The sequence below is a fragment of the Microbacterium bandirmense genome (genome assembly GCF_037204185.1).
Taxonomy (GTDB): Bacteria; Actinomycetota; Actinomycetes; order Actinomycetales; family Microbacteriaceae; genus Microbacterium; species Microbacterium bandirmense.
The window spans coordinates 1-18,699 of the sequence record NZ_JBBDGM010000021.1; the positions used below are offsets into that span (position 1 = coordinate 1).

The 18,699-nt window shown below is 67.9% G+C and carries 18 protein-coding genes; 12 read left to right on the plus strand and 6 right to left on the minus strand.

The genetic code is table 11. The features are described from left to right. Positions 1–90: 90 nt before the first annotated feature. Positions 91–360 (minus strand): ParB/Srx family N-terminal domain-containing protein, encoded by a 270-nt coding sequence (locus WDU99_RS16540; protein ID WP_337333572.1) that lies wholly within the window; start codon positions 358–360, stop codon positions 91–93. 489 nt (positions 361–849) lie between these two features. On the opposite strand from WDU99_RS16540, the gene WDU99_RS16545 reads away from it, so the two are divergent. The 5 genes from WDU99_RS16545 to WDU99_RS16565 all read left to right on the plus strand — a co-directional run bounded on the left by WDU99_RS16545 (position 850) and on the right by WDU99_RS16565 (position 3,735). Then, positions 850–1,962 (plus strand): ImmA/IrrE family metallo-endopeptidase, encoded by a 1,113-nt coding sequence (locus WDU99_RS16545; RefSeq protein ID WP_474199792.1) that lies wholly within the window; start codon positions 850–852, stop codon positions 1,960–1,962. 47 nt (positions 1,963–2,009) lie between these two features. After that, positions 2,010–2,720 carry a DUF2637 domain-containing protein gene (locus tag WDU99_RS16550; protein ID WP_337333573.1) on the plus strand — a complete coding sequence of 237 codons (711 nt, stop codon included), beginning with the start codon at positions 2,010–2,012 and terminating at the stop codon, positions 2,718–2,720. After that, positions 2,717–3,151 (plus strand): hypothetical protein, encoded by a 435-nt coding sequence (locus WDU99_RS16555; RefSeq protein WP_337333574.1) that lies wholly within the window; start codon positions 2,717–2,719, stop codon positions 3,149–3,151. Before WDU99_RS16550 ends, WDU99_RS16555 begins: the two co-directional genes overlap by 4 nt. Positions 3,152–3,226: 75 nt before the next feature. Beyond that, the gene (locus WDU99_RS16560; RefSeq protein ID WP_337333575.1) at positions 3,227–3,445 is read left to right on the plus strand and encodes a zinc-binding dehydrogenase; all 219 of its coding nucleotides are present in this window, start codon (positions 3,227–3,229) and stop codon (positions 3,443–3,445) included. 59 nt (positions 3,446–3,504) lie between these two features. Continuing rightward, positions 3,505–3,735, plus strand: a complete 231-nt coding sequence (locus WDU99_RS16565) for a hypothetical protein (RefSeq protein WP_071644184.1) — start codon at positions 3,505–3,507, stop codon at positions 3,733–3,735. 97 nt (positions 3,736–3,832) lie between these two features. Here the strand turns inward: WDU99_RS16565 and WDU99_RS16570 are convergent, their stop codons facing one another. After that, positions 3,833–4,162 carry an ArsR/SmtB family transcription factor gene (locus tag WDU99_RS16570; RefSeq protein WP_337333576.1) on the minus strand — a complete coding sequence of 110 codons (330 nt, stop codon included), beginning with the start codon at positions 4,160–4,162 and terminating at the stop codon, positions 3,833–3,835. Positions 4,163–4,241: 79 nt separating this feature from the next. Between WDU99_RS16570 and WDU99_RS16575 the strand changes: the two genes are divergently transcribed. Beyond that, a complete protein-coding gene (locus WDU99_RS16575) occupies positions 4,242–6,272 on the plus strand; it encodes a heavy metal translocating P-type ATPase (RefSeq protein WP_337333577.1) in 2,031 nt (676 codons plus the stop codon). Positions 6,273–6,803: 531 nt separating this feature from the next. Here WDU99_RS16575 and WDU99_RS16580 read toward each other — a convergent pair. Then, complete coding sequence (locus WDU99_RS16580) at positions 6,804–8,639, minus strand: heavy metal translocating P-type ATPase (RefSeq protein ID WP_337333606.1); 1,836 nt, start codon at positions 8,637–8,639, stop codon at positions 6,804–6,806. A gap of 275 nt (positions 8,640–8,914) precedes the next feature. After that, positions 8,915–9,292 carry a Cd(II)/Pb(II)-sensing metalloregulatory transcriptional regulator CmtR gene (gene cmtR, locus WDU99_RS16585; RefSeq protein WP_337333578.1) on the minus strand — a complete coding sequence of 126 codons (378 nt, stop codon included), beginning with the start codon at positions 9,290–9,292 and terminating at the stop codon, positions 8,915–8,917. 58 nt (positions 9,293–9,350) lie between these two features. Here cmtR and WDU99_RS16590 point away from each other — a divergent pair, with 58 nt between their 5' ends. From WDU99_RS16590 to WDU99_RS16600, 3 genes are all read left to right on the plus strand, one after another. Next, the gene (locus WDU99_RS16590; protein WP_337333579.1) at positions 9,351–10,010 is read left to right on the plus strand and encodes a DUF5134 domain-containing protein; all 660 of its coding nucleotides are present in this window, start codon (positions 9,351–9,353) and stop codon (positions 10,008–10,010) included. Positions 10,011–10,070: 60 nt separating this feature from the next. After that, positions 10,071–10,454 (plus strand): BlaI/MecI/CopY family transcriptional regulator, encoded by a 384-nt coding sequence (locus tag WDU99_RS16595; RefSeq protein WP_337333580.1) that lies wholly within the window; start codon positions 10,071–10,073, stop codon positions 10,452–10,454. 64 nt (positions 10,455–10,518) lie between these two features. Then, positions 10,519–11,265, plus strand: a complete 747-nt coding sequence (locus WDU99_RS16600; protein WP_337333581.1) for a M48 family metalloprotease — start codon at positions 10,519–10,521, stop codon at positions 11,263–11,265. Between the two features lie 47 nt (positions 11,266–11,312). Here the strand turns inward: WDU99_RS16600 and WDU99_RS16605 are convergent, their stop codons facing one another. Further along, positions 11,313–11,930 (minus strand): methyltransferase family protein, encoded by a 618-nt coding sequence (locus WDU99_RS16605; RefSeq protein ID WP_337333582.1) that lies wholly within the window; start codon positions 11,928–11,930, stop codon positions 11,313–11,315. 155 nt (positions 11,931–12,085) lie between these two features. On the opposite strand from WDU99_RS16605, the gene WDU99_RS16610 reads away from it, so the two are divergent. The 3 genes from WDU99_RS16610 to WDU99_RS16620 are packed head-to-tail and all read left to right on the plus strand — an operon-like array spanning position 12,086 to position 16,657. Continuing rightward, positions 12,086–12,313, plus strand: a complete 228-nt coding sequence (locus tag WDU99_RS16610) for a heavy-metal-associated domain-containing protein (RefSeq protein ID WP_337333583.1) — start codon at positions 12,086–12,088, stop codon at positions 12,311–12,313. After that, a complete protein-coding gene (locus WDU99_RS16615) occupies positions 12,306–14,369 on the plus strand; it encodes a cytochrome c oxidase assembly protein (RefSeq protein ID WP_337333584.1) in 2,064 nt (687 codons plus the stop codon). The genes WDU99_RS16610 and WDU99_RS16615 overlap by 8 nt, the downstream gene beginning before the upstream one ends. Further along, the gene (locus tag WDU99_RS16620; protein ID WP_337333585.1) at positions 14,366–16,657 is read left to right on the plus strand and encodes a heavy metal translocating P-type ATPase; all 2,292 of its coding nucleotides are present in this window, start codon (positions 14,366–14,368) and stop codon (positions 16,655–16,657) included. The genes WDU99_RS16615 and WDU99_RS16620 overlap by 4 nt, the downstream gene beginning before the upstream one ends. A gap of 349 nt (positions 16,658–17,006) precedes the next feature. Here WDU99_RS16620 and WDU99_RS16625 read toward each other — a convergent pair whose 3' ends face one another. Then, on the minus strand, positions 17,007–18,647 hold the full coding sequence (locus WDU99_RS16625; RefSeq protein ID WP_337333586.1) for an acetolactate synthase large subunit: 1,641 nt from the start codon (positions 18,645–18,647) through the stop codon (positions 17,007–17,009). Between the last annotated feature and the right edge of the window lie 52 nt (positions 18,648–18,699).

The window sequence follows — 18,699 nt, forward strand, 5'->3', positions numbered from 1 at the left end:
CGGCGCTCACCGGCAATACCGGTGGCCCTGAGAGTGAATATCGAGTGGCGCTCAACCGCAATAATCAGTGGCGCTCACGACTCCAAATACTCAGTCGGCCTCGCGGGCGGCGAGGGTGCGGCGCTGACCGTCGCGGACGATGATGTTTCCGTCCTGGTCGGGATGGGCGAGGATGGGCACGATCACGCCGTGGAGCTTGATCGAGTTGACGAATGCCCGGTCGAGTTCGACCTGTGAACGGATGTTGTCCTCCACAACGAGGGTGTGGGGGCTGATCCGGCGAACCTCCGGCCTCTGCACCGCCTCCTGGGCGGGGGTGAGGTCGGTGGCCTGGGTCGGGGTTGTGTCGATGATGGTCATGGCTCTGGTTCCTTTCCTGAATCCCGGAGGGCCGTCACACCCGGTGGTGTGGCTGTTCCCTCCCTGCCATTGCCTTTCGGCACATGCCGAGAAAAGGGGCCAGGAATGAATGCGCAAGGCCGAAGAGTCAAAAAATCTCCTCCCCGCATCCAGGGGAAGGAGATCGACTATCGGGGAGAATTTTTGCGTGCCTTGCGCAGAAGGGAATGGTCCCGCACAATCAAGCAGCCGAAAGGCAATCCGCAGGATTGCCCAACCAGCACTGCCACCGCGTCAGCGGTGACTGCCCGACTATCGGCGAAGAAATCGCGACAGCGTCAGCCGTGGCTCATGGCGTGCAACCGTCATGATCGGCTGGCATTGCACGGCCTCAGGAAAGCTATCCGAGCTTAGAGCAGCATGCGCCGTCACGGAGCTCCGCCGTGTCTTGGCGTGGGACTCCCGTACCTGTCTTCACGAATAGCCGATCCGAGAGCGGTCGGCGCGGACGTGAAGGCGGTGGTCTGGGTGGCCCGGATGAGACGTTCCCCCGCGGAGGCGCAGGCGGCGCGTGAAGCCAAGCTCGAGCTGATGGCGGAGAAGCTGCAGGCGGCGGTCGAAGGGCTCACGACCGGTGAGGACTGGAAGCGTGCGATCGAGTTCGCGGCCCGGTTCCGGGCAAAGAGTTTCCGGAATACCCTGTTGATTTTCGCTCAGCATGCTGAGGCATATGAGCAGGGGAGGGTCTCGGAGCCGGTGCCGACGTATGTGGCGGGCTTCAAGCAGTGGCAGCAGTTGGATCGGTCGGTCGCGGGACAGTCCGGCTACATGATCTACGCCCCGGTGATGGGGCGTTTCGCGTCCAAGAACCCGTCCGATCCGATGTCGTGGCGTCGCCTGGCGCAACGAGAGAAGCCGGCGGCGGGCGAGGTGGTCCGCTCGAAGATGGTGAACGTGAAGCCTGCCTACGTGTGGGACGTGTCGCAGACGACGGGACCGGAGATCCCGGAACGGCCAATGCCGCGGCTGCTGGAAGGGGAGGCGCCGGCGGGACTCTGGACGGGGCTTGCCGGCCAAGTGACGGCAGAGCGCTTCACCCTTGCGGACGCCGGTGGAGCGTCGGCGATCATGGGCGCAAACGGGATGACCGACTACGGGAGCCACGTCGTCACCGTCCGGGCCGACATGGACGACGCGGCCCGCGTGAAGACCCTCGCCCACGAGCTGGGGCATGTACGCATGCACGACCCTGCCGAGTCGGTCACCCATCATCGGGGCATCCGGGAGGTGGAGGCGGAGTCGGTGGCGATGATGATCGGCGCAGCGCACGGCATGGACACCAGCGACTACACGATCCCCTACGTCGCGTCCTGGGCATCATCGGTGGCCGACAAGGAACCGGTCGACGTGGTCCGCGAGACCGGCGAGCGGGTGCGTCGCGTCGCACTGGATATCCTCGACAAGCTGCCCGACACGGGCATCGGCGACGGCTACCCGCCCGGGCTTGACCGCTCCGGTCCGGACGCGGAACGCGAGACGACAACGGAGCGGACGGCGGAGCTGGGCGCGGCGGCGCCCATGCGGTCGACGGCGAGCTTCGACGTGGCCGTGCCGGCGTTGTGACGGTGCCTGTGAGCGGGCCGGGTCAGCGCCGGGTGGGCGCATGGGTGGTGGGCGCGTCGATCGTGGGCACGGCGCTGCTAGGCGTCGGTGCGTTCTGGTTGTCGTTCACCGCGCTCGCGGATCTCGCGGCGCAGGCCGGCACTCCCGAGGGGCTGGCGTGGGTGTGGCCGTTGATCGTCGATGGGGTGATCGTGATCGCGACGATGTCGGTGGTCGCCCTCTCCCCGTACGGGCGGGTGGCGACCCGGTATCCGTGGCTGCTGCTTGGCGGGGCGGCGCTGGTGTCGGTGGCGGCGAACATCACGCATGCTCTGGTCGCCGCCGATAACACGGTACCGGAGATGTTGGCTGCGCTGGTCGCATCGGTGCCACCGATCGTACTGCTTGCGGCCACGCACTTGACCGTGGAGCTGGGCCGCTACCGCCGCGCCGTGCCGACCGTCCGTGAGGATACCGATGTCGCCCCGGCCACGACCCTGGTGCAGCAAGGAAGGTCAGAGCGTACGCCGGTTCGAGCGTTGGCGTCCGGAGCAGCGAGCACAGCAGTCACAGCGGAAGACACGCGCGCAGCATCATCTACGCCGATCCGGGCGCCCACGGATACGGGCGGGACCGAAGAGGCGATCCGATTGAGTAAGCAGGGTCTGTCGAACCGACAGATCGCGCTCGAGCTCGGTGTCCATCCGACGACCATCGGACGGTGGCTGAAATCAGTCGGGAAGCGGTCCGAGACCACAGTCGAGAAGGAGGAATCATGAACACGGGTGACGACGAGCGGTACATCCCGCTGAAGCAGGATGGCAGGGATGCGGTAGTGACTGTGGCGTCGGGACGAACGGCGGAGCCGGAGCATGTGGAGACGGCGCAAATGGATTCGGACGCGCTGGCTCGCTTGTCGGACCCGGCGTTGGCGGCGCGTCGAGAGCGCATCGCCGCTCAGGTGAAGGACCGTTCGCGGCTGACGTGGATGCCCGCATCGGAACTGATGCGACACAGCAGCCAACGTGCCGCGGACGCGATCAGTCACGGGCAGGCCAGACTGCACCGGGCTGTGCGGGACACCACGGTAGCCGGTACAAGAAAGGTGGCGCAGGCCATCGGCGAGCGGGTACGAGGGTTGGGCACGCCGCGCCCCGTCATCGGGCGACCGCAGCAGAGCGAACCTTTGGTGAGTCGTCAGAGCATCTGAGCGGCACCGCGTCGGAGACCGACGCCTTGTGCACTGCGCAGCGAAGAGCCGGTCGGTAGTGTGCGCTTAAGCGCGATGAACGGAGCCGTGATCGCCGGCGCAGCCACGATCATCGCCGTCGACGTGGCGGACAACAAGCTCGAGAAGGCCAAGCTATTCTGTGCCACGCACACCATCAATTCGACCACCACCGATCCGGGGGTCGTCGAAGCACACCGGATCACCGAACGCGGTGCGGATGGCGCGTTCAATTTCGTCAGAATCCCGCCGTCACCCAGCAGGTCCTGGACATAGTTCGCCCGAGTGAAGGCCTATGCTGTACCGGCATCCGGGACCCCACCGCTACAATGCCGATGCAGACGATCGGCCTCATCGGCGCTGAAAAGTGCATCCGGGGCGTCGACATAGGCTCTACTACGCCCGAGCACGACATCCCGCTTTACGCCTACCTGTACCTGCAGGGCCGCTTCCGACTCCACGAGCTCATCTCGAAGGAGATCGCTCTGGACGAAATCGACGCCGGTTGCGACGCGCCGCACGACCCCGCGGTCACCCGTGCGGTGATCACTGGCGGACTCGACTGAGATCCATTCCCCCATAAGACGAGCAATGGCGACCGACTGATGAGGATTGTCACAGTTGCCCAATGGCCCAGCGCGCTGTTCGGCTAATGCCAAGTGGTCAACGATTACTCGGAAGGTGCCGGAGGTGTCCCATGGCCTCGTCGAAGAGATCTGCGACATGGTCGTCGAACAGCGCGTAGTGAACGTGCCGTCCGTCACGATCTCCGCGGACCACGCTGAAGTTCCGGAGAAGTCGTAGGTGGTTTGAGAGCGTCGTCTGTCCGGTGCCGAGCTGCATGCCGAGGTCGGTCACCGTGCTGGGGCGGATGCGCAACACGCTCAGGATGCGCAGTCGGACCGGTGATGCCAGCGCCCGCATAATCTCAGCTAGCCGCTCGGCATCCCCCGCTGACAGCGGAGCAGACGCCGATTCCACCGAATCGGTCATAGTTGACTTCCTCCCTCATGAGCACGATTATCATTCACATACATCACAATATCATGTTCTTGTGATGTATTGTCGAGACGTGACCACCTCGACTGCCACGAACTCGCCCGCCGCCATGGAGGAGCACGCGCACGGCTCCGCTCGATGGGAGCTGTGGTTCGCCGTCGTGGCGGGCATCACCTACGCCGCGGGGATGATCGCAGAGTATGCGGTCGGCTTGCCGCTCATGGGCCTGCCCTTGATCCTGTTCATCGCCACCTACTTCTTCGGTGGCTTCTTCACTGTCCGCACGGCGGTCACGTCGACATTGCGGGGCAAGTTCGAGGTCGACTTCCTCATGATCGTCGCCGCAATCGGCGCCGCCCTGATCGGGAAGTGGGCGGAGGGCGCGGTGCTGCTGTTCCTCTTCAGCCTCGGCCACGCCCTCGAGGAGTACGCGATGAGCCGCGCCAGCAAGTCGATTGAAGCGCTGGCCGAACTCGCACCACGGACCGCCCTGGTACGCCGCGGGGACGACGATCCTGTCGAGGTCCCGGTGGAGCAGATCGTGGTGGGTGATGTCGTGGTGGTCCGCCCGAACTCGAGGATCCCGTCGGACGGGTTCGTGATCGCCGGGATCTCGGCCGTCGACCAGTCGGCGGTCACCGGTGAGTCGATGCCCGTCGAGAAGGAGCCGGTCGCCGATCGCGAGCGGGCGATACGCACCGTCGATACCCTTCCGGCTGCGAATCGCGTGTTCGCCGGTACAGTGAACGGCTCCGGCGTTCTCGAGGTCGTAGTGTCGGCGACGGCGGCGGACTCGACGCTGAGCAAGGTCGTCGAGCTGGTTCGCACAGCCGATCAGGCCGCGTCACCGACGCAGCAGTTCATCAACCGTTTCCAGCGGTGGTACGTGCCCGCGGTGATCCTCGCCGTGGCCGCAACCCTGCTGATCGCGATGTCCATATTCTCGCAGCCGTTCACGGATGCCTTCTACCTCGCGATGACCGTCCTCGTCGCCGCGAGCCCGTGCGCACTGGCCATCGCGACGCCGGCGGCCGTTCTCGCTGGAGTCGCCCGAGCGGCGCGCGCCGGCGTGCTGGTCAAGGGCGGCGCTCCGCTGGAGACCCTGGGGCGCGTCAGGGCGATGGCCTTCGATAAGACCGGCACCCTCACCTGGGGCAACCCGCAGGTAACGTCGGTCACTCCCGTGGACGGCGTGGACGGGAGCCTCCTCGTCCCTACACTAGTCGCCGTGGAGTCTCTCAGCGATCACCCACTCGCCGCAGCGATCGTCCGCGACCTCGCGGGTCAGGTGTCCGCGGCGGAGCGTGTCGAGGCATCGGATCTCAACGCCGTCGTCGGCCGAGGTGTACGCGCCGCGGTCGAGGGAGAGGTCGTCGAGGTCGGCAACCTGCGGATGTTCGACGAACAGGGTCTCACCCTTCCCTCGTCAGTCGAGGACGCTTACACGGAGGCTCGCGATTCCGGCCAGACGTTGATGATCGTCCGGCGCGGTGATCGGTTCCTGGGGGTCGTCGGCGTGATGGACACCTCTCGCGCCGAGTCCGCGCAGGTGCTCCGCGTGTTACGCAGTACGAACGTCGGCCAGCTCGTGATGATATCCGGCGATAACCAGCGCGTCGCGGATGCCGTCGGCCGCGAAGTCGGCGTCGATACCGCCATCGGTGAGCTGCTGCCGGAGGACAAGGTAGCGCAAATCAGGCGCCTCGCCGAAACGCATCGCCCCATCGCGATGGTCGGCGACGGCGTGAACGACGCGCCTGCGATGGCTCGCGCGGACATCGGCATCGCGATGGGGGCTGCCGGTTCCACCGTCGCGCTGGAGACCTGTGACATCGCGCTCATGAGCGACGATCTGGGGCGCGTTCCGTTCGCCGTGCGTCTGAGCCGTGCGACTAGCCGGATCATCCGTCAGAACCTGATCGCGAGTCTCGCGATCGTCGTCCTCCTGGTGATCGCGACCTTCATCGGGCTGAACATCGGCGCGGTAGTGCTCATCCATGAGGGTTCGACACTCATCGTCGTGGCCAACGCGCTTCGACTCCTCGGCTTCGAGCGTGGCAAGGAGCACGCCGGTATAGACCACGAAGACCGCCCCTCGCGTTGATCCTCGTGGTACAAGTCCAGACATGGTCGATGTCGAGTCGAGTAGCTGACGGAATGCTCATGGAGATCGGATGGTGGATAGGAGCGCTGTCGTTGCCCACTGCTCTCTTGGTGATCATCTTTCTCATCGCAATAGGAGCTCCCCCAACGACAGGAAGAGGAAGAATCGCCTTCTCTCGCCGAAGAGTGGGACGATGTGACATACCGGTTTCGAAAAATCGGCGCGCGGGTGCGTAGCCGCTGGCGAGGCACTTCGAAGTAGACCGTGCCGGGCTGGGTCATGCTGCAGAGCGCCGAATTCCTGCCGCCGATCGTCACGATCGCGGCTGGTGCAGGTCCTGCGCCAGCCCTGGCCCGCCGCAGCGATTCCGATGGCGACCTGAGCACGATCGAGGTGTGACCTCCCGCACGGGGCGTCCTTCGGGCGAGAGGGCCGGTCGGTCAGGCTCGTTCGACTAGGGCATCCCGGATTGATGGACGCGGACTTCAGCCGACCGACAGTGCAGCCTGCAACGAGGCGACAGGGCGCGATCTATGCATGGGTCAGCGCCGCCTGCGGTTCAGCCGGCTGCTGCAGTCGGGTCGATGCAGGGCGACGGGCTGCGCTGACACCGTTGAGGATCACGACGACCTCGGCGACCTCGTGGACGAGCACCACCCCGGCGAGGCCCAGGATGCCGAAGAGGGCGAGGGGGAACAGCACGATGATGATCGCCAGCGCCAGTCCGATGTTGACGGTCATGATGCGGCGGCCGCGGCGGGCGTGGGCGAGGGCGCCGGGGATGAGCCGGAGGTCGTTGCCGGTGAAGGCGATGTCGGCGGACTCGATCGCGGCCGCCGATCCCTTCACGCCCATCGCGATGCCCACCGTAGCGGTGGCGAGGGCAGGAGCGTCGTTGATGCCGTCGCCAACCATCGCGGTGGGGCCTTCGGCGACGAGCGCGGCGATGGCGTCGGCCTTGTCCCTGGGGAGCTGCTCGGCGCGCACGTCGGTGACGCCGGCCTGGGCGGCGAGAGCACGGGCGGTGCGCTCGTTGTCGCCGGTGAGCATGACGGTGCGGATGCCCTGTGCGCTCAGCATCCGGATGGTCTCGGCCGCTTCCGGCCGCAGCTCGTCGCGGACGCCGATGAGTCCGGCGATCTGGCCGTCGGCTTCGACCACGACGACGGTCATCCCTGCGCCGGCCATGTCGTCGGCCCTGCTCTGCAGCGGGCCGGGGTTCAGCCAGCGCACGTTGCCGACCCGCAGGCGGGTGGAGCCGACCCGGCCGATGATGCCGTGACCGGCTTCCTCGACGACGTCCTCGCCGGGGGCGGTGCCGGGAGAGGCGGCGGTGATCGCCGCGGCGAGCGGGTGGGTGCTGGTCGCTTCGAGGGCTGCGGCGAGGGCGAGCACGTCTTCGCGCGTGCGGCCCGCGGCGGCTTCGATCTCGACGACCTGGGGCTCGTTGCGGGTGAGGGTGCCGGTCTTGTCGAGAGCGACGGTGCGGATCGTGCCGAACTGTTCGAAGGCTTCGCCAGACTTGATCACGACGCCGAACTTCGACGCCGATCCGATCGCGCTGATCACGGTCACGGGCACGGCGATGGCCAGCGCGCAGGGCGAGGCGGCGACGAGCACGACCAGCGCCCGCTCGATCCACAGCCCGGGGTCGCCGACGATGAATCCGAAGACGGCGACCAGCGAGGCGGCGATCAGCACGATCGGCACCAGCGGGCGGGCGATCCGGTCGGCCAGGCGGGCACGTTCGCCCTTGCGGGCATGGGCCTGCTCGACGAGTTCGACGATCTGGGTGAGCGAGTTGTCCCGGCCGTCCGCGGTGGCCTCGATCCGCAGCGTCGCCGACCCGTTCACCGAGCCGGCGGCGACCTCACTGCCCGGACCGACCTCGACCGGGATCGACTCCCCCGTGATCGCCGACGTGTCCAGGCTCGAACGTCCCTCGACGACGACGCCGTCGGTGGCGACCCGCTCCCCTGCGCCGACGACGAGGATGTCGAGCTCACGGACCTCCACTGCCGGGATCGTGACGTCGCCGGCCAGGCGGGAGACGCGGACCGAGTCCGGGATCAGCGCGAGCAGAGCCCGCAGGCCCTCCTTCGCTCGGTCCATCGCCCGGTCCTCGAGCGCCTCGGCAAGGGAGAACAGGAACGCCAGGGTCGCCGCCTCGCCGACGTGGCCGAGCGCGACCGCGCCGACCGCGGCGATCGTCATCAGCAGCCCGACACCCAGGCGGCGGCGCAGCAGCCGACGGATCGCACCGGGCACGAACGTGTAGGCGCCGGCGAGCAGCGCGATCCCCTGCAGCACCAGTGCCGGAACCGGCACTCCGATCCACTCGAAGAGGTATCCAGCCAGGAGCGTCATGCCGGCGATGGCGGACGGGAGAAGCGCCGGATCACGCCACCACGGCGGCCGCACCTCGTGTTCGACCTCGCCGTGCTCGTCCTCGTGGCCGTGCGCCGCCTCATCCGGCCCGCAGCACGCGTCACCAGCGTCATGACGAGCAGGAGCCTTGCGCCGCACGGCATCAGGCTCGGGGCCGCAGCACGCGTCTCCCGAGGGCGGCGTCGTGCGCGACGGGATCCGCCGCACCGTCGCGACCGCCTTGCGGGGCTCGTCCGGGCCGCAGCACTCCTCGCTCACCGATCCCCCTCCCCCACTGCCTCGTCGGCGGGTGCACAGCACAGCGGCACGTCGCAGTGCTCGTTCATGCAGGGTTCGCCGTCGTCATAGGCGAGCACGGCGTCGACCAGCAGGGTGATGGTCTTCGTGAGGTGCGGGTCGGCGATTTCGTACCGGGTCTGCCGCCCCTCGGGCGTCGCCACGACGATCCCGCACCCCCGCAGGCACGCGAGATGGTTCGACACGTTCGTGCGCGTCAGCCCCAGGGATTCCGACAGTCGCGCGGGATACCCAGGTCCGGCCAGCAGTTCGAGCAGGATCCGCGACCGGGTCGGGTCGGCCATCGCCCGGCCCAGCCGGTTCATGACATCGATACGCGAAGCAATAGTCAGCATACAGTGACTATACATCGATAACTGAACAATGGCACCATCGGGGAGGTGATCACTCTCGATGAGCCGGATTATCTCTACATCTTGTAGTAGATTCTCCTTTGTGATCGACTCCCCTTGGAATCTCATTCTCACTCTCACGTTCGTCTTCACAGGCTTCGTCTGTGCGATCGATCTGGCTGGTCGGCTGGGGCGGGCTCAGCGCAAGCATGCTCGGTTCGGCGGTGAGATCCTGATCGGCCTCAACCACTTCCTGATGTCCGCCGCGATGATCTGGATGACGTGGTCGATGGAGTCCGAGCTCGCCCTGTGGGCGCAGGCCGGCCTGTTCGCCGTCCTGACGATCATGCTCCTGCCGTTGCTGCGCCGGACGAAGTCGGCGGCGCAGCGCATCGACCTGATCGGGCACGTTCTGCTGAATGCGGCGATGATCTGGATGCTCGCGGCGATGCCGCTACTGATGGCCGGAATGGGCATGAGTCACGCACCGGAGGCGGGCATGACCACAGGGCATGAGACCGTGGCGGACGCCGGCCTCACGATGATGAGCACCCCGGCGTGGGCTGACGCGATCAACGCGTGCTTCGTGGCTCTCAGCGTCGCCGCGTTCGGGTGGTGGGCTTACCGCTTCATCACCTCTCGCCATCACCGGCTGCATGTTGCCTGCCACGCGGTGATGGCCGCGGGGATGGCCGCAATGCTGCTGTTGATGAACGGGTGAACCTCCGGAAGCCTGATTCGGACATCCACGTCTTATAGAGTTTTCGCGAGGAGGCGACTGATGCCCGGTGAACGCACCCGTGAGCGCGGCGAGCTCGAGGCGGAGATCATGCGCATTCTCTGGGCTTCGGACCAGCCGGTGAGCGCGCGGGAGATCCAGGAACGGTTCACGGGCCACACCCCCGCCTACACGACCGTGATGACGGCGCTGGAGCGGCTGCACCAGAAGGGGCAGGTCGTCCGTTCCGGGGATTCGCCTCGTAAGGTCCGCTTCCACGCGACGCAGAGCGGGGATGAACACGCCGGCCTGTCCATGATGACCGCCTTGGACAACGCCGAGGATCGCCAGGCGGCGCTGCTGAGCTTCGCCGGCAACCTCGCGACGGAGGACGTCGAGTTCCTCCGTGCGGCGATCATGTCCGGATCGTCGCGGAAGCGCCGGTGACGCCGTGGTCGCCATTGGTGTCCTTCTTGCCGCGGCCGCGGCGGTCTTGCTCCTCGCTCCGCGCGTGCTGACTGTCGGGCACTGGCCGGTGCGGCATCCGCGGATCGCTCTGACGCTGTGGTTCGGGGCGTTTTTCGGCGGCGGCATCCTGGTCCTCGGCGCCGTCATCACGACGATCGCGGCCGCTTTGAACGCCGGCGCCGCTCCCACGGTCGCCGAGGCGATCATGGTCACACTGGCCGCGTGGGTCAGCGTCGGTGCGATAGGCGCGGTGGTCGCGTTCGTCGGGGTGTCCGCCGAACCTCTGGCGCACTCCTACCGCCGGTCTCTCGCACGCCTCGCTCCCGTTGCGGTTGCGCGTCAGGAGCGCCGCGGGTTCACGCTGGTGTGGTTCGATTCCCCCTCCCCTGTGGCGTGCGCCGTCCCCGGTCGGCCCGCGGAGATCCTGGTGTCGACCGCAATGCGGGATCTGCTGTCTGCGCCGCAGCTGCAGGCGGTGATCGCGCACGAGTACGCTCATCTGCGCCTCCGCCACGGCTGGGCGATGCGCATCGCCGAGCTGAACGCTCTGTGCCTCCCCGGAGCGCTGCGAGCAGGCCAGGGGCTCAAACGGGCGACGAGCCTGTTGATCGAGTTGGTCGCGGATGACGCTGCGGCACGGCAGGCGGGAGCCGCGCACCTCGCCAACGCCCTGACTCGGCTTGCGGCCGCGACGGACGACCCCGGCCTGGCTGTCAGAGCCGAGCGCCTGACGCTCCGGCGCTGGCCGACGGCGGCGCGCCGCCGGCTACCGGAGCCGATCCGGATCTGAGATCGGGGAAGCCAGCATTCGGACGCGACCTTCCGCAGGCCTTCGCGTCAGGTGCGGGTGATCTTGCCGATGCCGGGGACGAACCGTCCGACCGTTCGTGCGTAGTCGAGATACGCGGTGCCGTGGGTGTCGATCAGGTAGGGCTCTTCGACGGCGCGCACTTGCAGTTCGATGGCGAGGATCAGGATGACAGCGGCAGCGATGGAGACCGGGTTCGGTGCGATCAGGGCGAGGCCGAGCGCGGTGAGGATGACGGCGGTGAAGATCGGGTTGCGGACGATGGCGAACATGCCGTCTCGAACGAGCTCGGTGGTCTCATCGTGGTCGACGCCGACGCGCCATGACCGGCCCATCGCCTGCTGCGCGACCAGGGTGATCGCTGCTCCGACGAGGGTGACGACGATCCCCGCGATGAACACCGGAGTGCTGTCCAGGACGGCGATCGGTCGCATGGCGCCGGTCAGCTGCAGGATGGGTGCGGCGAGGCCGGTGAGGACGGCAGCGGCGAACAGGGCTCCGCCCCACCAGCCTGCTGATCCTGGCCGTTCAGTGAAGCCGTTGAATCCAGTACTACCGGTACGTCGGTAGAGGATCCATGCGCGCAGCCCGAACGTGACAAGCAGATAGGCCATGTAGAGACCCAGGGCGATTGCAGCAGTGCTCATCACGCCCTCCTCTATTGGTCACTAGCCGATGTACGGTCAGTATAGGCTGACTATTGTCCGGGGTGGACACGATGCGCCAGCGAGGGCTCGAGCCCTCGGAGTACCCACAACTACATGATGTAGAGTTGCGTGGATTGCCGCGGGAAGGGTGCGCAGTGGTGGAGCTTGAGTTCTGGGTGAACGGGATGACCTGCTCGCACTGTGAGAGTGCCATCACGGCTGAGCTCGCATCCCTCCGCGGCGTCGCCCGCGTGCAGGTCGAGAGCGCCTCGGGGCGCGTGCAGCTGGTCAGCAATGGCCCTGTGACGCGCACGGCTGTGCAGCGGGCGGTGGAGGATGCCGGTTTCGAGCTGAGGTCCTTTCCCGTCGGCGCTGATGTCTGACCTCGCCGTCGAGGGCGCCGCGACGACTCCGGAGCGTTCTCGACCCCAGCCGTCCGTCCGTCGGGGTCTTGCTGCTCTCCTCCTCGTCGGCTTCCTGGTCCTCGCGGTCGCGGTGCCGGTGACGGTCTCGGTCCTGCTCGGCGAGGCGCCCTACGACCAGATCTTCCTGGGTTATCCGGGCGTGGACGTCGCCGTCGTCACGTCGGTGCTGAACGTCGTGGGCCAGGCCAGCAGCATGATCGCGATCGGGGCGCTCGTGCACATTCTGTTCCTTCGGGACGCGGCCGCGCGATCGGCATGGTCGATCCCGGAGGGGTTCGAGATCAAGGTGTTGCGTGTGTCCTCCGCGGTCTGGGCGGTGTGCGCGGCCGGCATGGTGGTGTTCGAGTCTCTCGATGCGAGCGGTTCCCCTCTTGCGCGGCTGATGATCCCTGGAGCGTTCGAGTTCCTGTATCAGACCAGCGATGCGCCGCGGGCCTGGACGATCAGTCTCGGTGCGGCGATGATCGTGTTCTTCGGCGCGTACTTCGCCGACCGCTGGACCGCGATGCTGATCCCGCTGTGGGCGGCGATCGTGGCGGTGCTCGCGCCGGTCGTGACCGGCCAGGTGCTCGTCGGCCCGGATCATGATTTCGGCGGCGACGCGGCGGTGTTCCAGACGCTGGCTGTGAACGTGTTCTTCGGGTCGGTGGTCGTGGCAGCGTTGCGGGTCGCCTCGGGTCGGCGTATCGCACCGGTCACGCTGCGGCGGCTGTTCGCCGTTGCCGTGGTCGCCCTGCCGGTGCTGCTGGTCTCCGATCTGATCATCGCCCTGTTCAAGCTCGCCGGTGGCGTCGTGACCGCCTCGTTGACGGGGTGGCTGATCATCGCCGGGGCCACCTGTCTGATCGTCGTGGTCGCGGCAGTGCTGTGGGCGTGGTCGCTGATGCGGCGCTCGCTCCTGCGCGCTCATCACATCACCGTACTGATGACGGTCATGGCCCTGGCGGTCGCGGGATGGCTCGGGGTCACGGTGGCGATGACCCGGCAGCCGCCACCGCAGTACTTCGCCCCGTCCAGCATCACGAAGGTCTTCATGGGGTTCGACGTGCCCGACGCACCGACCCCCGCGGTCCTGTTCACGCAGTGGCGCCCGAACCTGCTGTTCCTGGGTCTCGCGGTCACGGCGGTCACGGTCTATCTCATCGCTGTGCGGGCGCTGCGTCGACGCGGAGACTCCTGGCCGGTCGGGCGCACGATCGCGTGGATCTCCGGGTGGACGGTGGTCGTGTTCGCGACCAACTCCGGATTCGGGAAGTACTCCGCTCCCGACTTCGGAGTGCACATGATCGTGCATATGTCGCTGAACATGCTCGCCCCCGCCCTCCTCGTCCTCGGCGGTGTGGTCACGCTCCTGCTGCGCGCGACCCGCTCCGTCCGCGGCGCCCCAGCAGGCTGGCACGACTGGCTCACCTGGGTGCTCAACTGGCCGGTGCTGAAGTTCCTCTACAACCCGCTGCTGGTATTCGTGCTGTTCGTCGGCTCCTACTACGGGCTGTACTTCACCGGCATCTTCGACACCCTGATGCGGTTCCACTGGGCGCACCAGATGATGAACGTGCACTTCCTCGTCATCGGCTACCTGTACTACAGCCTCGTGATCGGTGTCGACCGTCCTCCCCGGCCGCTGCCGCACATCGGCAAGCTCGGCTACGTGCTCGCCGCGATGCCCTTCCACGCGTTCTTCGGCGTCATCCTGATGACCGGGAACTTCATCATCGCCGAAGACTTCTACCGCAACCTCGCCCTCCCCTGGGCCGACCTGCCCGCCCAGCAATATTTCGCCGGCGGAGTAGCGTGGGCAGGAGGCGAGATCCCCCTGATGATCGTGATCACGATCCTCGCGATCCAATGGGGCAGGCAGGACGCCCGCGAAGCCCGCCGCAAGGACCGTCATCTCGACACCGGTCGCGATGACGAGTTCGACGCCTACAACCGGATGCTGCAACGCCTCACCGACCGCGACACGGCCACGGCACGGCCACCGCAGTCCCGCCCGGAGGATCCCGCATCATGACCCTCGCCCCTACCGCAGCACCAGCGACCGAGGCGCTCGAGCTCGATGTCTCCGGGATGACATGCGCAGCCTGCGCCGGCCGCGTCGAGCGAGCTCTGAACAAGCTCGACGGTGTGACCGCGACCGTCAACTACGCCACCGAACGCGCAGTGATCACCGGTCTGCCGCTGACCGAGGCGCCGCGCGCCATCCAGCAGGTTGAGAACGCCGGATACGGGGCGCACGTCCGCGAAGGCGCCGACGACACCTGGTCCGCTCGCGCCACCGAGAACCGCGTCACCTCGCTGCGCCGCCGCCTGGTGCTCGCCGCGCTGCTCACCGTGCCGCTGATGGACCTCACGATCGTGCTTGCCCTCGTCCCGGGCTGGCGGTTCCCGGGATGGGAGTGGGTCTGCGTGCTCCTCGCGCTGCCGATCGTGTCCTGGGCCGCCTGGCCCTTCCACCGGGCCACGCTCCGCAACCTCCGGCACGGCATGGTCAGCATGGACACCCTCGTATCCCTCGGCATCGCCGCCTCGTTCGGATGGGCCGTGGCGACGCTGCTGTTCGGCCTCGGCGACGACCAGGGCGGATACTGGCTGGGCTTCGGCCTCACCCCCGCCGGGGCGAACTCGATCTACCTCGACGTCGCCGCCGGGATGACCACCTTCCAGCTCGCGGGCCGCTACTTCGAGACCCGCTCGCGCCGCAAGGCCGGCGACGTCCTCGGCGCCCTCAACGCCCTCGCCGCGACCCACGTCCGCGTCCTCCGCGACGGCGTCGAGGCCATCGAGCCCGCGGGCACGCTCCGAACCGGAGACGTCTTCATCGTCCTCCCCGGTGAGACCATCCCCGCCGACGGCATCGTCCGCGGTGGGACCGCCGCCGTCGACGCCAGCATGATGACCGGCGAGCCCCTCCCCGCCGCGGTCGCCGCTGGCGACGACGTCACCGGCGGGACCATCAGCACCGACGGACGCCTCGAGATCACCGCCACCGCGGTCGGCGCGCACACCCGGCTCGCCCAGATGGCCGCGCTGACCGACCAGGCGCAGGCTCGCAAGGCCCGCGTCCAGACTCTCGTCGACCGCGTGGTGACCTGGTTCGTGCCCGTCGTCATCGTCCTCGCCGTGATCGTCGCCACCGCATGGGCGCTGGCCGGCACACCGCTGCAGCAGGCGTTCGGGATCGGCATCAGCGTGCTCATCATCGCCTGCCCCTGCGCCCTGGGGCTGGCCACGCCGACCGCGCTCATGGTCGGCATCGGTCGCGCCGCGTCCCTGGGCATCCTCATCAAGGGCCACGACGCGCTCGAAGCATCCGGCCGCGTCGACACGGTCGTCCTCGACAAGACCGGCACGCTCACCACCGGCCGGATGTCCGTCGAATCCGCCACCGCCTACGGCGTCCCCGAGCACGAGCTGTGGCGGATCGCCGCCTCCGTGGAACGAGGATCCGAGCACGCCATCGCCCGCGCCATCGAGAACGCAGCGACCCGTCACGTCACCGACCTGCTCCCCCTCGAGACATTCACCGCACTCCCCGGCCTCGGCGCCGAGGCGGACATCGCCGCGGCCCGCGTGCTCATCGGCAACGCCGAGCTGCTCCGCACGCGCGGCATCGACATCACCCGGGCGGACACAGACCTGGGCGCCGCAGCCGAGAACGGGCGCACGGTCGTGCTCGTCGCTCGCGACGGAGAGCTGATCGGTGCGTTCCAGCTCGCCGACACCCTCAAGCCCTACGCCGCCGAGACCATCACCGCCCTTCGCTCCCAAGGGCTCCACACCGTCCTGCTCACTGGGGACTCCCCAGCTGCGGGCAGACAGATCGCCGACACGCTCAGCATCGACCAGGTGCACGCCGGCGTTATGCCCACGGCGAAAGCAGACGTCATCCGCGACCTGCAGGCGCAGGGAAGGCGCGTGGCCATGGTGGGCGACGGGATCAACGACGCCACCGCACTGGCCACTGCCGACCTTGGCCTTGCCCTCGTCGCCGGGACTGACATCGCGCTCAAAGCGGCCGACATCATCCTGGTCCGCGAGGATCTCCTGGTCGTCCCCGACGCGCTCACGATCTCCCGCAGAACCCTCCGGACGATCCGCACCAACCTGATCTGGGCGTTCGGCTACAACGTCGCTGCCATCCCCATCGCCGCCGCCGGCCTGCTCAACCCACTCATCGCCGCCGCCGCAATGTCGCTGTCCTCCGTCCTCGTCGTCTACAACAGCCTCCGCATCCAGCGGGTGCAGGGCAGCGGACGCGGAGAGCACTCCGCGGCGTCCACGCAGCCACGCCGAGGCTGATAGTCGCCCACACCGGCGCTGTCCCGCTGCCTGCTCAGTCACCGAGCGTCGCCGGGTCAGCCCTCCGCCCTGCCGTGCGGCCGTCGTCGTGCGGCCGCTGAGGGTGAGCAGCGCGAGGATCGCGGCGGTCAGGAGGACGGCGCTGCCGGCGGTCAACGCGGTGCCGTATCCGGCTACGACACTTCGTCGGTGGGCGATTCGGCGGGTCCTGTCTGCGTGGTGACGGTCACAGCGACACCGGCGGGCACCGGCCCCGGCACGGTCAGGGATGTCCGCTCAGCGGTGTGCGTTCTGGGACGCCTGCGTTACCGTCGGGATGCTCTCTCGCATCGTGCCCGTCTCGCCGTGCTCAGTTCGCCGTTCGTCGGTTCTGCAGCTCGTCGATCAGCACCCTGGTGTTCTCCGTGTAGTCGATGGGCACCACGACCAGGTGCACCCCACGGGCTGAGAAGGCCCCCTCCAGCACGTCGCCGAGGTCCGCGATGTCGTCGACCCGGTGTCCGGTCGCGCCGTACGCCTGCGCGTAGGCGACGAAGTCCGGGTTGCCGAAGGTCATCCCGTAGTCGGTCAGCTCCTCCGCCGCCTGCTTCCAGCGGATCATGCCGTAGGCGCTGTCCTCGACGATCATCACGACCAGGTCCAGGCCGAGGCGCACCGCGGTCTCGAGCTCCTGGCTGTTCATCATGAACCCGCCGTCGCCGCAGACGGCCATCACCCGGCGCTGCGGGTACAGCATCGCGGCGGTCATGGCCGAGGGCAGCCCGGCGCCCATCGTCGCCAGCGCGTTGTCCAGCAGCAGCGTGTTCGCCACGGTGGTGCGGTAGTTGCGGGCGAACCAGATCTTGTACATGCCGTTGTCGAGCGCGACGATGCCGTCCTGGGGCATGATCCGGCGCACCTCGTGCACGATGCGCTGCGGCGTGAACCGGTCCTCCGTGGCACGCTCGGCGATCTTCGCGAGGATCCCCTCCCGCAGCGGCAGCAGCGCCTGGGCGTGGGGCACGGTGCCATCCAGGAGGTCGCCGAGGGCCTGCAGGGTGGGCTCGATGTCGCCGACCACCTCCAGCTGCGGGAAGTACACCTGCTCGACGACGGCGGGCCGGAATCCGATGTGGATGACCGTCTTGGACGGGTCGCTCATCGCGAACGGGGGTTTCTCGCTCGTGTCGTGGCCGATCGTGACGATCACGTCCGCCTGCTCGATCGCGTCGTGCACGTAGTCGTCCTCGGTCAGCGCCGCGGTCCCCAGGTACAGGTCCGTGGCCCCGGAGACCGTCCCCTTGCCCATCTGGGTGGTGACGTACGGGATCTGCATCCGCGCGACGAAACCGGACAGGGCGTGACAGCATCGCGGCCGGGCGGCATCCGCGCCGAGCATGATCAGGGGCCGCTCAGCGCCCCTGACGACCTCCGCGGCGGCCGCAATCGCGGCCGGGCATCCCACCGGCTGCTCGGTGTGATGCGGCGGGATCAGGCGGATCTCCTCGACCGGCGCCGCGGCGATGTCCTCGGGGAGCTCGAGGTGCACCGGCCCGGGGCGTTCGGCCTGGGCGACGCGGAACGCCTCACGGATCATCGTCGGGATCATCGCGGGCGAGACGATCTGCCTGGTCATCTTCGTCAGCGGTGTCATCGCCGCGACGGTGTCGACGATCTGGAACCGCGCCTGGGCGGCCGAGAGGATCCCCTTCTGCCCGGTGATCATCACCATCGGCATCCCCCCGAGCAGGGCGTAAGCGGCGCCCGTGGACAGATTGAGCGCACCCGGCCCGAGCGTGGTCAGGCACACCCCCGGGCGTCCCGTCAGGCGGCCGTGCGTCGCCGCCATGAACGCCGCGGCCTGCTCGTGTCGCGTCAGCACCAGCTCGATGCCCGAGCGGCGGATGGACTCGACCAGGTGCAGGTTCTCCTCCCCCGGCAGCCCGAAGATCCGCTCCACTCCCTCGTTCTCGAGTGCTCTGACCAGCGCGTCCGACGCTCTCAGGTCCATGGTCGCCTTTCGATGGTGCCGGCGTCCGCGGCGGTCGGCGGGCGCGCCCGGC

Bases quoted from the DNA above. Each gene is read 5' to 3' on its own strand.
- WDU99_RS16615 (WP_337333584.1), top strand. From the start codon at position 12,306: ATGTCTGACCTCGCCGTCGAGGGCGCCGCGACGACTCCGGAGCGTTCT.
- WDU99_RS16565 (WP_071644184.1), top strand. From the start codon at position 3,505: ATGCAGACGATCGGCCTCATCGGCGCTGAAAAGTGCATCCGGGGCGTC.
- WDU99_RS16605 (WP_337333582.1), bottom strand. From the start codon at position 11,930: ATGAGCACTGCTGCAATCGCCCTGGGTCTCTACATGGCCTATCTGCTT.
- cmtR (WP_337333578.1), bottom strand. From the start codon at position 9,292: ATGCTGACTATTGCTTCGCGTATCGATGTCATGAACCGGCTGGGCCGG.
- WDU99_RS16540 (WP_337333572.1), bottom strand. From the start codon at position 360: ATGACCATCATCGACACAACCCCGACCCAGGCCACCGACCTCACCCCC.
- WDU99_RS16560 (WP_337333575.1), top strand. From the start codon at position 3,227: ATGAACGGAGCCGTGATCGCCGGCGCAGCCACGATCATCGCCGTCGAC.
- WDU99_RS16620 (WP_337333585.1), top strand. From the start codon at position 14,366: ATGACCCTCGCCCCTACCGCAGCACCAGCGACCGAGGCGCTCGAGCTC.
- WDU99_RS16580 (WP_337333606.1), bottom strand. From the start codon at position 8,639: ATGACGCTCCTGGCTGGATACCTCTTCGAGTGGATCGGAGTGCCGGTT.
- WDU99_RS16590 (WP_337333579.1), top strand. From the start codon at position 9,351: ATGAGCCGGATTATCTCTACATCTTGTAGTAGATTCTCCTTTGTGATC.
- WDU99_RS16625 (WP_337333586.1), bottom strand. From the start codon at position 18,647: ATGGACCTGAGAGCGTCGGACGCGCTGGTCAGAGCACTCGAGAACGAG.
- WDU99_RS16595 (WP_337333580.1), top strand. From the start codon at position 10,071: ATGCCCGGTGAACGCACCCGTGAGCGCGGCGAGCTCGAGGCGGAGATC.
- WDU99_RS16555 (WP_337333574.1), top strand. From the start codon at position 2,717: ATGAACACGGGTGACGACGAGCGGTACATCCCGCTGAAGCAGGATGGC.
- WDU99_RS16570 (WP_337333576.1), bottom strand. From the start codon at position 4,162: ATGACCGATTCGGTGGAATCGGCGTCTGCTCCGCTGTCAGCGGGGGAT.